Raw genomic sequence first — 15,083 nt, forward strand, 5'->3', positions numbered from 1 at the left:
ACCATTCAGGGTAAATAATTAATGTAGAAAATGATGAGAATAATGAAATTATATTTTAGGAGTGGTGGAAATGAAATTTGTAAAAGTACTAGGCGCAACAACTTTAGCGGCTGCCATGTCGTTAGGTGCAGTGCAGGGCGAAGATGCCCTTGCTAAGCATTCAACAGCTGAAGTTCAGAAGCCTTACTATAAGTACTCTGGTTATACGAGCGGAAATGCCAAGTTTATGCTGGATAAAGATTTCGTGCGTGCAGTTAAAGTAAATAACGTAACCGTAAATGGTTATAAAGTAGACCTTAAGCGTATGATTTCAGGAGTTTCAGGCACAGGTTATACTAAGAAAGTTTATGATCAGAACTATACATTTTTTAAGGGGACTGATAAAAATCCATATACAGCGACTTTAGATGTGAGTAACAATGAACTTAAATTCGATGATGTGAAGAAAGTGTACGGCAATGAATACCTTTTCAAAGGTAAGATGATATCTAGTAGTAATAAAGCGGTGCCTTCTAAAGTTGATGGTGTTTACATTTACAACTTGAATGGTAACAGTATACAGTTCCTCGTGGAAAAAGGTTATGTGCAAAAAGTAATATTGGGACATGTTGGCATGGCATAAAAAATTTGCGCTTCAGTTATGAAGCGCAAATTTTTTATGCTATGAATTGGTTCTACAGTTGTGTAAAAGTAATTATGTTATACTGTCAAAGTATCTTTTTTTGTAGGAGGAATTTATGATAGACACATTAAAACGCGAATGGCTTACACAGCCTTTACAAAATATATTAGCGGGTATCGTTGTTTCACTTGCACTGATACCTGAAGTGATTGCATTTAGCGTCATTGCAGGAGTAAATCCAATGGTGGGACTGTATGCTTCATTTGTTATAGCGGTAGTCATCGCCTTTACAGGTGGAAGAAGTGCGATGATTTCTGCAGCAGCAGGTGCAATTGCACTGCTCGTGTTCTCTTTAGTGAAAGAACATGGCGTAGATTATTTATTTGCAGCGACCATCCTGATGGGAATATTACAAGTCATCTTTGGAATATTTAAAGTAGGTAACTTACTCAAATACATACCTAATACAGTGATGATTGGATTCGTAGATTCCCTTGCAATACTCATCTTTACATCACAATTACAGCACATCTTTAATATTAGTGGTGTGACTTATATATTTACTGTGGCAACAATTGTGATTGTATACGTCCTACCCAAATTTTTTACGAAAGTACCAGCACCACTCATTGCAGTCGTACTACTTACAGCAATTTCAATTATGATGCATGCTGATGTTAGGACAGTAGGTGATATCGGAGAAATTAAACGTACATTACCGCATTTGTTTATACCTGATGTGCCCTTCAATTTCGAAACGTTTAAGATTATCTTTCCGTACAGTTTATCGATGGCGGTCGTAGGTCTTGTAGAAAGTCTGCTGACGGCACGTATTGTAGATGATACATTGAAGAGTGACAGTGATAAGAATAAGGAATCACGTGGACAGGGCGTTGCTAACATCATTACAGGATTCTTCGGTGGTATCGGTGGATGTGCAATGATTGCACAAACTGTATTGAATTTGAAATCGGGTGGAACGACGAGATTATCATCGATTGCAGCGGGATCATCTCTTATGTTTTTAATAATTGTTCTTGGTGATTACGTCGTTCAGATCCCAATGAGTATTCTTGCAGGGATTATGGTTGTGGCTGCAATAAGTACATTTGATTTTGGGACATTCAAATTTTTGAAAAATGCAAGATGGATTGACATAATAGTAGTGTTAGTGACTATTACTTTAGTACTTATGACCCACAATTTAGCCATTGGTGTTATTGCTGGCAGTGTGCTGAACTTTGTATTTAACAGAAAAGAGGTGGCTTAAATGTATCAATCCGTTCTTATTGCGGTAGATGGATCACATAATAGTATGCGTGCAGCAGAAGAAGCGATAAAGCTCGATGCTAAGCATTATACGATTCTTTCCGTTATTACAGCAGAAGACTCAAAAGAAAGTGTATTGCATGGTACAGGAGATAGTGAATCAGATCGTAAAGAGGAACTGGAGGATATTATTGCAAAATTCTCTGGACATCACTTTAATGTGCTATTTGAACATGGTTATCCGAAAGAGAAGATTGTGGAGGTTGCGAATCATCATAATCATGATTTACTCGTTATCGGAACGCGAGGATTAAGTGGATTAAAAGAAGTCGTTATGGGTAGCGTAAGTCGTCATGTTGTTAAACATTCTGATATTAATGTACTTGTCGTAAAATAAAACAGGCGATTCCACTTGGAATCGCCTGTTTTATTTTAGTCTTTCAAGTTAAAGTGTTTAAACCCTTTATAAATTACAGGGAAAAATAAGAGTAAACCGACGATTCCCATAATAGGGAAGACTGTTGCGACAAGTTTTGAGAAACTGATAAACGTCATTAAAAATGTAATTATTGCAATAACAACAATTATGATATAGTAATTTCTGCTGTAGGGTTTCGTGATTCTCGAGATAAATGCATAGTTTAAACCAACGACCGTATTATAGATTACAGCAATCATTATTACCGAGAAGACAATTCCGATGGCTGGATGAATTTCCTGTGCAAGCAGTAAAGTGGGTAAGTCAACTTTTACGATATGTTGATACTCTGTAATAAGCCCTAAGTTAATTAACATTAATAATGCCATGATGATACTTCCACCCAATAAACCGCCATAGATTGCATGCGTTCCTTTTTTTAGCTGACCACCCATGACTGATAAGAAACTGAATGCTGCAGCAATCTGTAAACTAGAATAGTTAATTGCGTCAAACCACCATGGGTAGAGTCCTTTATTATCGGGGATGCTAATAATACCGTCAGAGATATTGAAGTCATGTTTCATCATATAAAAAATTGAAATAATCAATACAATCGCAATTAAGAATGGGGTTACCATACTGAGGACACGAATAATTTTATTGAACTGCATACATAACGTTAAGCTCACAAGTGCTATAAAGATTAAACCACTTAACCAAAATGGAATATTGAAACTTTCATTGATTGTACTTGCACCCCCGACACTCATTACGAGTGCCAGACCGAGCAAGAAGGCAGTAAGAATAAAATCAAAGATCAACGAAATTTGTTTTGGTAAAAAATATTTAATACTTGTAGCATGATTTTCACTTTTAACAACATGACCACCCTTCATGACAAACATACCACCTAAAGTAACAAGAAGGCCTGTCAATAGAATGCCCCATATACTATTGCTGCCATGTGACGTAAAAAATTGCAGTACTTCTTGTCCGGTAGCAAATCCTGCACCCACGACAACCCCTACAAATGCAAAAGCAACGACCAGTATTTCTTTAAAATCTTTCATAATAACCCCTTCCAGGATAAAAGCAAAATTTATCTATATAAAATTTTATGATAGCGTTCTTAAAAGGCGATATCCATGAGTTCATATTGTTTAAAGCGATTCCTTTAAACAGGAATCGCTTTAAATATTATTGATTTTCATATAATTTATTTAATGTGACATAGTTTATAACGACACATAGAATATCCATCGCTTCTTTCAGCTCTTCCACATTTAAAAATGATGGTGCAATACGGATAACGCTATCGTTAGGGTCTTTGCCATAAGGATGTGTCGCACCGGCTGGTGTAACTTTTAAACCGAGTACACTACACTTCTCTACAATTTCACTTGCACAATGATCCAATACCTCTATCGTGATAAAATAACCACCTTGAGGTTTGTTCCATTTACAAATTTCTGGTGAATACAGTTTCTCAGATAAGTATGTATCCACAACATCGAATTTCGGAGCCATAATTTCTTTATGTTTACGCATATGTTCAATCAAACCATCTTTGTCTCCAAAAAACTTGACATGACGCAGCTGATTTAACTTATCATGTCCGATTGTTTGAACACCGAATAACGATAATAAGTACTTAATGTTTGTTTCACTTGTAGCAAGTGCTGAAATACCTGCACCAGGGAAAGTCATCTTAGAAGTAGACATAACCATTAAAGCACGCTCAGGATTACCGGCACTTTGACACGCATGAAGTAAGTTTTTCACTTTGATTACTTCTTCACCTAAGTGATGGTATCCGTAAGCATTGTCCCATATAATTCTAAAGTCATCAGCAGCTGTGTGCATGTTTGCCAGGCGCTCTACAGTTTCGTCAGAATAGTTATACCCTTGAGGGTTCGAATAGAGTGGGACACACCACATACCTTTTATTGCAGGATCATCTTTTACTAGAGATTCAACCTGATCCATATCAGGGCCGTGATCTGTCATTGTTACAGGTATCATTTCGATGCCATATGACTCACAAATTGTAAAGTGACGATCATATCCTGGCACTGGACACAAAAATTTTACCTGTTGATCCTTCCAAGGTAGCGCATCTTCAGACACTCCGTAGAACATGAACTTATTAACCATATCATGCATGAGATTCAAACTTGAATTGCCGCCAATATAAATCTCATTTTGAGACACATCGAATAAATCTGCAAATAATGCCTTTGCTTCTGGAATACCACTGGGAATACCATAGTTGAAGTATGATAAGTACGTATCAGCATCCTTGCTCTTTAATACATCGAGCATCTCGAATGATAAAGCCAGCTGTTCTCCTGATGGTTTTCCGCGCGTCATATCAATGTTGATATCCTCTTTCATCAATTGATCATATTGCGCACTATAACTTTGTAATGCTTCTTGAATGTTCGTCATGAATTAAACACTTCCAATCTGTATTATTACTGTCATTATAGAATATTTGACTGTTGATTTACAGTAAGATAAAAATAAAAATCCACCCCCAACAGGGCACTGCACCCTTACTAAGGGAGCTCAATAAAAACACTATTTTCTAGGCTGCTAATTTCCTATATTCTATAGGGGATAAGTAGCCTAGTTTTTGTTGAATTCTAACTTTATTATAGTTTTCAATGTAATTTTCGACAATATCTATTACAATGGTATTAGAGCTTCTAAGCTCACTGTTTAAGTAGAATGTTTCACACTTTAGAGAGGCATGAAAACATTCTATTGGGGCATTATCAGCTGGCGTTCCCTTACGGGACATGCTTCTGGTAATGCCTTTTTCTGTACATAGGGCATAGTATTCATAAGAAGTATAAACACTTCCTTGATCACTATGTAATATAGTACCTGGTTCCAATTGAAGTTGTTTTAATGTCTCATTTACTAATTCTTGATTTTGTTTATTACCGATTTTATATGCCACAATTTCACCATTGTAAGCATCCATGATAGATGAAAGATACAACATTGTATTCCCGAAGGGTAAATAAGTGATATCTGTTAAAAGTACTTCTAAAGGTTTCTCTGCTTTGAAGTTTCTATTTAATAGATTATGTGTTTTATAATATGCATTCCCTGGTCTTTTCGATTTTTTCATTCGTACTTTACAATTTAAATTATGTTTTTGCATAATCCTTTGTACTTTTTTGTGATTAATTGGTTTATTATTTTTTCTATTTAACAAGGCAGTTATTTTTCTATAACCATATGTAAAACGATGTTTCTTACATAGTTCTATAATTTCTCGTTCATCCTCAGATATACTGAAATCTTTGTTTTTCCATCTGTAATAATTTGATTTTGGAATATCTAAAGTTTCTAAAATGACTTTCACTGTATATTTAGATTTCAATTCATTTACTAATTCAACAACTACCTCTGGACCACTTCCTTTCCAATTCCTTGTACTTTTTTAAAATTTCATTTTCTACTTCTTTGCGCTTTAATTCAATTTTTAGCGTCTCAACAGTACTCAATTCTTCATTTCCTTTTCCGTAGGAATATTGTTTACCTACTTGTTGATTGAATCTATGTGTTTCCCCATTTCTATACCATTTCCACCACACTTTAACTTGAGATTCATTTTTAATATTTAAAGCATCCATTATTTCTCTTGTACTATATCCTTTAAGTTTCATTTCTACTACTTTATATTTTATTTCAACTGAATATGCCACTCTTTTCATAGAAAAAACACCTCCGTATAAATTCATTTTAATATGAATTCAACGAAAGTGTTTTTATTTTACTCCCATATCATGGGGTTAGCGCAACAGATAGGGTGGATTTTTATCAAAAATTAACTCCAACAGAAAAAGTTAATTTTCTCTTTATATCAAAAGGAAATATGAAGAGCAATCGTCTTAGATTGCTTCTTTATATTAACATATTTTTAAATGTGTTTTATACATAAATACAAAGTGAGGAAATAAATTTTTATTAAATTAATGAAATATTCAGAAAAATAGTTGACAACATAAATAGTGATGTGTATAATTTCTAGTAATTCAATATTACAAAGCGATAAAAAGGAAAAGTAGATATCGGAATTTACACAGAGAGCTTCAGTTTGGTGAAATGAAGTTAAAGGAAAGTATTGAAAAATGGCCTTTTTTGCTACATGCTGAACGATAATTCTAGTAGGTTCTGTCGAGAGTAGGCACTCGTTATCATTGCCTGAGTATTACACATAATTAATGAAAATTTCTATAAATGTGCGTACTTGCTGAGGTATAGTTAGCGATAGCTATACGAATAAAGGTGGTACCGTGGGAGACCCCTCACCCTTTACTAAATTGTAAAGGAGTGAGGGGTTTTTTGGATTCTGATATGTATGACATGATACATAAGCCTTGGCAAATACAATATATAAACCACACATTTAGGAGGAATTTATTATGACAACTTTAAATACAGTACAACAACCATTATTTGATCACGTAGGGAGCTTTTTAAGACCGCAAACATTAAAGAAGGCACGTGAGCAATACTTAAATCAAGAAATTACATATGATGCATTGAAACAAGTAGAAGATCAAGAAATTAAAAAGCTGATCGATAAACTCGTATCATTAGGATATGAAACTGTAACAGATGGTGAATTTAGAAGAAGTTACTGGCATCTTGACTTTTTCTTTGGATTTAATGGAATAGAACAGCAATTACTCGGTCAAGGGTACGTCTTTAATAAATATGAAACAAGAAGTGATAGTGTGAAGTTTATCGGTAAGATTTCTGGAGAACACCATCCTTTTGTAGAACACTATAAATTTGTCAGGGACTATGCACCGAAACATGTGACGGTAAAACAGACAATCCCAGCTCCGGCACAGTTCTTAGTAGAACTGACACGCCCCGGTGTAAAAGAAACAGTAGATGAATATTATGTATCACGTGAAGCAGTCAAAGATGATATCGTTAAGGCATATACTACAGTAATACAAGAACTGTATGATGAAGGATTACGCGTGCTTCAACTAGATGACTGTTCTTGGGGCATTCATGTCTCTGAGGGCACATTAGAGAAGATACACGGTGACGGTAACAGCGAGAATCTGGATGTGGAAGCACTCAAAGAAGAGCTATTAGACATTAATAACCGTGTAATACACAATGCACCGAATGACCTTATCATCAATACACATGTATGCAGAGGGAATTACCGCTCAGACTTTGCGAGCACTGGTCCATACGATAAAGTTGCAGATCAACTCTTTGCGAAAGAAGACGTTGATGCGTATTATCTTGAATATGATACGGAACGCGCCGGAGGATTTGAACCACTTGCGAAAGTTTCTGGGGAAAAACACGTCGTACTCGGTCTGATTACTTCTAAGTTCCCAGAGTTAGAAGATAAAACGGAAGTAATTGCACGTATTAAAGAGGCAAGTAAATATATTCCTTTAGAGCGACTAAGTCTAAGTACACAGTGTGGATTTGCTTCTACAGAAGAAGGCAATGAACTCACAGAAAGTGACCAGTGGGCGAAACTTGAACTTGTGAAAGAAATTGCGCTACAAGTTTGGGGCGATGGAGAAAATGAATTGCCAGCATAACATATAAAAATAAAATGTTTAAATAGGAAATATGTGGGTAAAATATAGTATTACATGAAAGAAAGGTGATAATAATGACTAATGAAGGTAAATTTGAACAATTAAAAGGCAACGTACAAGAAACAGTTGGTAATGCGACTGGGAATAGAGAACTAGAGCAAGAAGGTAAAGAGAGTAAGATTTCTGGTAAAGTGAAAGAAGTATCAGAGAACGTACAGGATAAAGTCAACGAAGCAGTAGATAAATTCAAAAAGTAATCTCTAGCATTGAGGTAAATGTAGTCATACATTTACCTCAATTTTTTTGTGTATAATGATAATTAATACGAATCAGAGAGGTGAACGAAATTGTATACAATATATTTAGCTGGAGGATGCCTCTGGGGTGTGCAGGCGTTTTTGAAGACGGTACCTGGTGTAGCTAGAACTGAAGCGGGTAGAGCGAACGGCGAGACAGCAACATTAGACGGACACTATGATGGCTATGCTGAATGTGTGAAGACGATATGTGAAGATACACTAGCACTACATGAGCTGCTAGATGATTTCTTTCAGATTATGGATCCGTATAGCGTGAACAAGCAAGGGATTGATGAAGGTCCGAAATATAGAACGGGAATCTATAGTGAAGATGAAGTGTTATTACAAGCAGTAAGACGCTATATAAATTCACGAGAAGATAAAGAGAAGGTTGTTGTAGAAGTGCTGTCACTAAATAATTATATCCGTAGTGCAGACGAACATCAGGATTATCTGGACAGACATCCAGGTGACTATTGTCATGTACCGCTTGAGATGATGAGGAAATATAGATAAGTGAAAAATCTAACATTATTATAAAATATATGAAGGGATAAAATATTAATCAGTGTGGTGATTTATATGTGTATATTTTGTGAAGGTATAAGTGAAAATCAAAAACTATTGGAAACTCAATATTTTTATGTGGTTTATGATATTGATCCAATTCAGTATGGACATTTATTGATCATATCAAATAATCATTTTGAAGATATTCGTGATTTGGAAGAAGACGTTTGCTTAGAATTGTTTAAAATTGAGAAATACTTAATTTCAATTTTAGAAGATGTATTTAAAGTGGATGGTGTTACAATTGTAAGAAATAATGGTAATATTATGGATGAAGGATTACATTTTCATCAGCACATGATTCCTCGTTATGAGCGGGATGGATTTTGGGATAACGTTAAAACCAGTGGACGCAAGATTGACACAAGAAGTTTAAAAAATAAAATTCAAGAATATAAAAAGGTAATGAAATGATTGAATTTAGAAAGTTAACAATCAAAGATAAAATTGTTTTTGAAGAATATATGAGAGAGTGGAGCGATCTAGAAGAAATTATACCAACTGCTACAAACTATAAGCGTTATAGTAGCTTTGAAGATATGATTGAAATATTTGAAATGAGAGAGTCTGGTCAAGAATGGGTGAAGAATACTACATTTTTTTACTTTATAGATGGTGTTATTATTGGTGCTGCTAATATTAGACATACTCTTACAAAGGACTTATTGAACACCGGTGGACATATCGGGTATGGTGTAGGCCGAAGTTATAGAGGGCAAGGCTATGCCACTAAAATTCTTCAGAAATCCCTTGCTTTTGCACGTTCTATTGGAATTGAGAAAGCTTTAATTACTTGTGATGAAGACAATATTGCTTCAAGCAGAGTAATCATAAAGAACGGAGGGTTAGAGGATAAACCATATTATCAGTCTAATGGTGTTAAAAGTAGACGATTTTGGATTGACATATAAGGTATCATGTTGACAATGCATGATACCTTTTTTAATGATTTGACATATACCATATAGGGGTATAAAATGAGGATGAAATGAAAGATACCCCCATACAGTATAGGAGATGATGATATGTCGGAGCACCAGCATATTGCGACACCGAGAGATCATGAAGAGAAAGAAAGGTTAATCAAGCGTTTAAAGCGTGTTGAAGGTCAAGTGCGCGGTATTCAGAAGATGATAGAAGAAGATCGTTATTGTATCGATATCCTCGTTCAGATAAGTGCGATTGAGTCAGCGATGAAACAGGTAGGTTATGCGATCACAGAGCGTCATATGAAGCATTGTGTGAGTGACGCGATTAAAGCAGGTGATGGGAACGATTCAATCGAAGAGTTGATGAAGGTATTGAAGCAGTTCAATAAATAAGGAGTGGATATGTATGGCGAAACAAGAAGTTACTTTACCGATAGAAGGGATGACGTGTGCAGCTTGTTCGAATCGTATTGAGAAAGTGCTGAATAAGATGGATGGTGTCGAAGCTCAGGTAAATTTAACGACAGAGCGAGCAACCGTTCATTATGATGAAGATAAATTGAGTTTGAGTGATATTTCTGAACGTATAGATAAGCTAGGATATCAAGTCCGTCCAGCACATGCAGAATTTGATATTACTGGTATGACGTGCGCGGCTTGTTCGAATCGTATTGAGAAGGTATTGAATAAACAGCCTGCTATACAGAATGCTACGGTGAACCTTTCTACTGAGGTTGCAACGGTCGATTATTATCCGGGAAATATGGATGAGTCTGATATTATTGAACGTATTAAGAAACTAGGATATGATGCAACGCTTAAGAGTGAGGAGCAGTCAGATCGTAAAGAAAATGAACTGCGACGTAAAAAGTATAAATTGATATTAGCAGCGGTACTGTCTCTGCCTCTACTACTTACGATGTTGACGCATCTGTTCGGAATTCATTTGCCGCATATCTTTATGAATCCGTGGTTTCAGTTTGCATTTGCGTTTCCAGTGCAATTTATTATTGGATGGCAGTTCTATACTGGTGCTTATAAAAGCTTGCGCAGTGGATCAGCAAATATGGATGTACTCGTGGCACTTGGAACAAGTGCAGCATTCTTCTATAGTTTATACGAGAGTATTAAATGGATGAGAGGTTTAACGAATGATCCGCACCTTTACTTCGAAACAAGTGCGGTATTGATTACATTAATATTGTTCGGTAAGTATCTGGAAGCACGTGCGAAATCACAGACAACAAATGCATTATCGAGTCTATTAAACTTACAGGCGAAAGATGCACGTGTTATGAGAGATGGCAAAGAGCAGATGGTAAGCATCGATGCATTGCAAGTAGGAGACCAAATCATTGTAAAGCCTGGCGAGAAAGTGCCGGTAGATGGTGTTATTATTAAAGGTAACTCTTCTGTTGATGAATCTATGTTAACTGGTGAATCGATTCCTGTTGAGAAGCATATGGGTGATAAGGTTATCGGTGCTACGATGAATAAGAATGGTAGTTTCACAATGGAAGCTACGAAAGTTGGTAAGGATACTGCTTTGCAGTCAATCGTCAAGATAGTAGAATCAGCACAAGGTTCTAAAGCACCGATACAACGTATGGCAGATATTATATCTGGATATTTCGTCCCGATTGTTGTAGGTATCGCGATACTCACGTTTATCGTATGGATGTTATTTGTTAAGCAAGGGTTTGAAGCATCACTTGTTGCCGCGATATCAGTACTTGTTATTGCTTGCCCATGTGCATTAGGGCTCGCAACGCCGACATCTATTATGGTAGGAACAGGTCGAGCAGCAGAACGCGGCATTCTCTTTAAAGGTGGAGAACATCTGGAACGTACACACGAAATCGATACTATTGTCTTGGATAAGACTGGAACGATAACAAAAGGTGAACCTGAAGTAACAGATTTCACAGGAGACGATCGTGCACTTCAATATTTAGCAAGTAGTGAGCAGTCTTCAGAACATCCGCTAGCAAGTGCGATTGTAAAGTATGCTGAAGAACAAGCAGTATCGTTGAAAGAAGTATCACACTTTGAAGCGGTGCCAGGACACGGAATTCATACACAAATTGATGATGAAGATATATATGTTGGTAACCGCAAGCTGATGCAGCAGTATAATATTGAAATAGCAACATTTGAGCCCAATATGCAATTATTTGAAGCGCAAGGTAAAACTGCGATGATGATAGCTTATGAAGGTAAAGTGCAAGGTGTCGTTGCAGTCCAGGACACGGTGAAACCAAGTGCGAAGGATGCCATTGATGAACTGAAAGTGATGGGCATAGAAGTAATTATGTTAACCGGTGACAATACACGTACTGCTCAAGCAATTGCAAGTGAAGTTGGCATTGATGAAGTAATCGCTGAAGTCTTGCCGGAAGATAAAGCAGAGAAAGTTAAAGCATTGCAGGCCCAAGGCAGAAAAGTAGCCATGGTGGGAGACGGAGTAAACGATGCGCCAGCGCTTGCATTAAGTGATATCGGAATTGCTATCGGTACGGGGACAGAAGTCGCGATAGAAGCGGCTGATGTGACGATACTAGGTGGGGAACTGACACTGATTCCAGAAGCCATTAAACTTAGCCATGCAACAATTCGAAATGTAAAACAAAACTTAGGATTTGCGTTTGGTTATAATGTTATCGGTATTCCATTTGCAGCATTAGGCTTATTAGCACCGTGGATTGCTGGTCTTGCTATGGCATTATCATCAGTAAGTGTTGTCAGTAACGCTCTAAGACTCAAATCTGTTAAAATTAAATAAAATAGAAGTAAAGGGGAGTCTATTATGGAAACAGTATTAAAAGTAAGTGGTATGACATGTGGACATTGTAAATCGGCTGTAGAAGGTGCAGCGAAAGAAGTCGCAGGCGTAAGTGGCGCAGCAGCAGATATTGAACAAGGACTTGCAACAATTACGCATGACGAATCAGTAAATATTGCTGATGTAAAACAATCCATTGAAGATCAAGGTTATGATGTGAAATAGGATGAACGGGTATCGATTGATACCCGTTTTTTTAATTTTGATTTTTTGTGAAAGTGATATATAATTTTAATTAGATATAAAAAATATACTAGGAGTGAGAGGATGAAAATAGAATTAGGGTTAACGTCATTCGGAGATAACGGTTCAATTCATACGATAGAGGGGAAACTGCCGGCCATTCCTGCAGATGAACGTATCAGAAATCTCGTTGAAGAAATACAGCTTGCTGATCAGCTGGGTCTTGATATCTATGGTCTTGGTGAGCATCATCGTGAAGACTATGCAGTATCAGACCCAGTGACGGTGCTTGCTGCAGCTGCAGGTTTAACGAAAGATATTAAATTAAGTTCTGCAGTAACTGTTCTGTCAAGTGATGATCCTGTACGTGTGTATCAGCGTTTTGCGACATTAGATGCGATTAGTAATGGACGTGCAGAGATTATGGCGGGGCGTGGGTCATTTATTGAATCATTTCCTTTGTTTGGTTACGATTTAAATGATTACAACGAATTATTCGATGAGAAGCTTGCATTATTATTAGAAGTAAATAAAAATGAAGTTGTTAATTGGCAAGGGCATCATCGACCTTCAATTGATAATAAGATTGTGGTGCCAAGAGCAGTACAAAAAGAATTGCCGATTCATATTGCCACGGGTGGTACACCAGAGTCATCCGCTCGAGCTGGTATGCTGGGGTTACCAATTACATATGCGATAATTGGAGGTAATCCTGAACGTTTCAAACATAATGTAGATGTTTATCGTCATGCATTGAATGCATCTGGTTTTGATGCAGATCGAGCATTTATTGCAACGCATTCGTGGGGGTATGTTGCAGCGACTGATGAAGAAGCCTTTGAAGCATATTATCCTTCTACGAAAGCGAGTCATGATCGTTTAGCAAGAGAACGAGGCTGGCCAATGTATTCTGAAGCGCAGTTTATGAATGAAATCGAGCACGGTGCCTTATATGTAGGTAGTCCAGAACGAGTCGCTCAAAAAATTATTAAAACTGTAGAAGCACTGAGTTTAAATCGCTTTATGCTACATTTACCTATAGGATCGATGAAACATGAACTGACGATGAATTCAATTCGTTTATACGGTGAAAAAGTTAAACCGATCGTAGATGAATATTTCAAAGATAAATAAGGAGGATATAATGACAATTCAGGCAGTGGCAGAATTTGCTCGAGAAATTGAAAAACTAAAAACAGTGAAGCGCAGAAGCGATACGCTGGACGGGCGATTTGAAAACAGTGCAGAGCATTCATGGCAAGCCGCCCTTATCGCTAATGAATTTGCTCCGTATTATCCAGAAAATATTGATATTTCAATGGTCACTCGAATGTTACTCGTACATGATTTAGGAGAAATATATGCAGGGGACACCTGGGTATTTGATGACGAAGGAAAGGCTGATGCATTTGAAAGAGAGAGGGATTCTTTAAGTAAGGTGATTGCGAGCCTGCCGCAAGCTTCTCAAGCTTCCATTCTTTCTTTATGGGAAACATTTGAACGTGGAGAAAGTCATGAAGCGAAGTACGCGCGAATTATAGATGCCCTTATCGCACTTACCAATTTACATGAAGTTAGTGAAGTGAATTATAATCCATACAATCTGACAAAAAGCCAGGTCGTGCGTAAAAAACAGTTTATCGGTGAAGATGCACCTGAAATCTGGGCATACGCACAAGACTTGATTCATCAATGTGTACAAAAAGGATTGTTAATCGATGAATAAACCGTAACAATTTGAGATAATAAAGTATACATTGATAAAGGTGGAAGTGAAATGAGAATTATTGTATATTGCGGTGCAAGTGAAGGGAATGAAGCCATCTATCTAGAAAATGCGAGAACATTAGGTAAGTGGATTGCTGATAATCACCATTCCCTTGTATATGGTGGAGGAAATGTAGGATTAATGGGAGAAGTTGCAAATACTGTGCTCGAACATGATGGACGTGTAGTTGGTGTCATTCCAAAGTTTCTAGCTGATAGAGAAATTGCACATAACGGTTTGACGGATTTAATCGTAGTAGATAACATGTCCGAACGAAAGAATAAAATTCTTGAAATAGGAGATGTTTGTATCGCATTACCAGGAGGACCCGGCACGCTAGAAGAAATTAGTGAAGTCGTTTCATGGTCACGTATTGGACAAAATGACAGACCTTGCATTTTATATAATGAGAGTGGGTATTATGACCTTTTAGAAGCATTCTATGACAATATGGTCGATAAAGGTTTTCTGACACAAGCAGATAGAGACAACGTATATTTTGTTAAAAGTATTGAAGTATTAAATGAAGTGATAGAAAACTATAGAGAACCTGAAATAAGAATATATAAAAAATAAGATCCAG

The 15,083-nt window shown here is 36.7% G+C and carries 15 protein-coding genes, 2 pseudogenes and 1 other annotated feature; of the genes and pseudogenes, 14 read left to right on the top strand and 3 right to left on the bottom strand.

Going from position 1 to position 15,083, the window contains the following annotated elements:
• Nucleotides 1-70 precede the first annotated feature (70 nt).
• The 3 genes and pseudogenes from isaB (at nt 71) to QA539_RS01375 (ending at nt 2,288) form a co-directional block, all read left to right on the top strand.
• Nucleotides 71-622 (top strand): immunodominant staphylococcal antigen IsaB family protein, encoded by a 552-nt coding sequence (isaB, locus tag QA539_RS01365; RefSeq protein WP_419895296.1) that lies wholly within the window; start codon nt 71-73, stop codon nt 620-622.
• A gap of 115 nt (nt 623-737) precedes the next feature.
• Nucleotides 738-1,871 (top strand): annotated as a pseudogene (locus QA539_RS01370) (SulP family inorganic anion transporter); the annotation flags it as partial.
• A gap of 21 nt (nt 1,872-1,892) precedes the next feature.
• Nucleotides 1,893-2,288 carry a universal stress protein gene (locus QA539_RS01375; protein WP_283722273.1) on the top strand — a complete coding sequence of 132 codons (396 nt, stop codon included), beginning with the start codon at nt 1,893-1,895 and terminating at the stop codon, nt 2,286-2,288.
• Between the two features lie 35 nt (nt 2,289-2,323).
• Here QA539_RS01375 and QA539_RS01380 read toward each other — a convergent pair whose 3' ends face one another.
• The 3 genes and pseudogenes from QA539_RS01380 to QA539_RS01390 form a co-directional block, all read right to left on the bottom strand.
• Nucleotides 2,324-3,382, bottom strand: coding sequence for a YkvI family membrane protein (locus QA539_RS01380; RefSeq protein ID WP_219493699.1), 1,059 nt, complete (start codon nt 3,380-3,382; stop codon nt 2,324-2,326).
• Nucleotides 3,383-3,509: 127 nt separating this feature from the next.
• Nucleotides 3,510-4,760 carry an aminotransferase class I/II-fold pyridoxal phosphate-dependent enzyme gene (locus tag QA539_RS01385; RefSeq protein ID WP_419895297.1) on the bottom strand — a complete coding sequence of 417 codons (1,251 nt, stop codon included), beginning with the start codon at nt 4,758-4,760 and terminating at the stop codon, nt 3,510-3,512.
• A 139-nt stretch (nt 4,761-4,899) separates the two neighbouring features.
• Nucleotides 4,900-6,040 (bottom strand): annotated as a pseudogene (locus QA539_RS01390) (IS3 family transposase).
• A 328-nt stretch (nt 6,041-6,368) separates the two neighbouring features.
• Nucleotides 6,369-6,645 (top strand) — a binding site (T-box leader).
• A gap of 106 nt (nt 6,646-6,751) precedes the next feature.
• Between QA539_RS01390 and QA539_RS01395 the strand changes: the two are divergent.
• From QA539_RS01395 to QA539_RS01445, 11 genes are all read left to right on the top strand, one after another.
• Nucleotides 6,752-7,909, top strand: a complete 1,158-nt coding sequence (locus QA539_RS01395) for a 5-methyltetrahydropteroyltriglutamate--homocysteine S-methyltransferase (RefSeq protein ID WP_419895298.1) — start codon at nt 6,752-6,754, stop codon at nt 7,907-7,909.
• A 74-nt stretch (nt 7,910-7,983) separates the two neighbouring features.
• Nucleotides 7,984-8,166 (top strand): CsbD family protein, encoded by a 183-nt coding sequence (locus QA539_RS01400; RefSeq protein WP_086037984.1) that lies wholly within the window; start codon nt 7,984-7,986, stop codon nt 8,164-8,166.
• A gap of 90 nt (nt 8,167-8,256) precedes the next feature.
• On the top strand, nt 8,257-8,724 hold the full coding sequence (locus tag QA539_RS01405) for a peptide-methionine (S)-S-oxide reductase (protein WP_419895299.1): 468 nt from the start codon (nt 8,257-8,259) through the stop codon (nt 8,722-8,724).
• 66 nt (nt 8,725-8,790) lie between these two features.
• Nucleotides 8,791-9,192, top strand: a complete 402-nt coding sequence (locus tag QA539_RS01410) for an HIT family protein (protein ID WP_219493709.1) — start codon at nt 8,791-8,793, stop codon at nt 9,190-9,192.
• Nucleotides 9,189-9,689, top strand: a complete 501-nt coding sequence (locus tag QA539_RS01415; protein ID WP_419895300.1) for a GNAT family N-acetyltransferase — start codon at nt 9,189-9,191, stop codon at nt 9,687-9,689. Before QA539_RS01410 ends, QA539_RS01415 begins: the two co-directional genes overlap by 4 nt.
• A 114-nt stretch (nt 9,690-9,803) precedes the next feature.
• Nucleotides 9,804-10,100 carry a metal-sensing transcriptional repressor gene (locus QA539_RS01420; protein WP_101141072.1) on the top strand — a complete coding sequence of 99 codons (297 nt, stop codon included), beginning with the start codon at nt 9,804-9,806 and terminating at the stop codon, nt 10,098-10,100.
• Between the two features lie 13 nt (nt 10,101-10,113).
• Nucleotides 10,114-12,489 (top strand): heavy metal translocating P-type ATPase, encoded by a 2,376-nt coding sequence (locus tag QA539_RS01425; RefSeq protein WP_283722280.1) that lies wholly within the window; start codon nt 10,114-10,116, stop codon nt 12,487-12,489.
• Between the two features lie 24 nt (nt 12,490-12,513).
• Nucleotides 12,514-12,714, top strand: a complete 201-nt coding sequence (locus QA539_RS01430; RefSeq protein ID WP_050742418.1) for a cation transporter — start codon at nt 12,514-12,516, stop codon at nt 12,712-12,714.
• A gap of 102 nt (nt 12,715-12,816) precedes the next feature.
• Nucleotides 12,817-13,866: an LLM class flavin-dependent oxidoreductase gene (locus QA539_RS01435; RefSeq protein ID WP_419895301.1), complete on the top strand. Its 1,050-nt coding sequence runs from the start codon at nt 12,817-12,819 to the stop codon at nt 13,864-13,866.
• A 10-nt stretch (nt 13,867-13,876) separates the two neighbouring features.
• Entirely contained in the window at nt 13,877-14,458 is a 582-nt protein-coding gene (locus QA539_RS01440) for an HD domain-containing protein (RefSeq protein WP_419895302.1), read from the top strand.
• A gap of 51 nt (nt 14,459-14,509) precedes the next feature.
• Complete coding sequence (locus QA539_RS01445) at nt 14,510-15,076, top strand: TIGR00730 family Rossman fold protein (protein ID WP_086037993.1); 567 nt, start codon at nt 14,510-14,512, stop codon at nt 15,074-15,076.
• Nucleotides 15,077-15,083 lie beyond the last annotated feature (7 nt).

It is taken from the genome of Macrococcus psychrotolerans, assembly GCF_038095555.1.
Taxonomy (GTDB): Bacteria; Bacillota; Bacilli; order Staphylococcales; family Staphylococcaceae; genus Macrococcoides; species Macrococcoides psychrotolerans.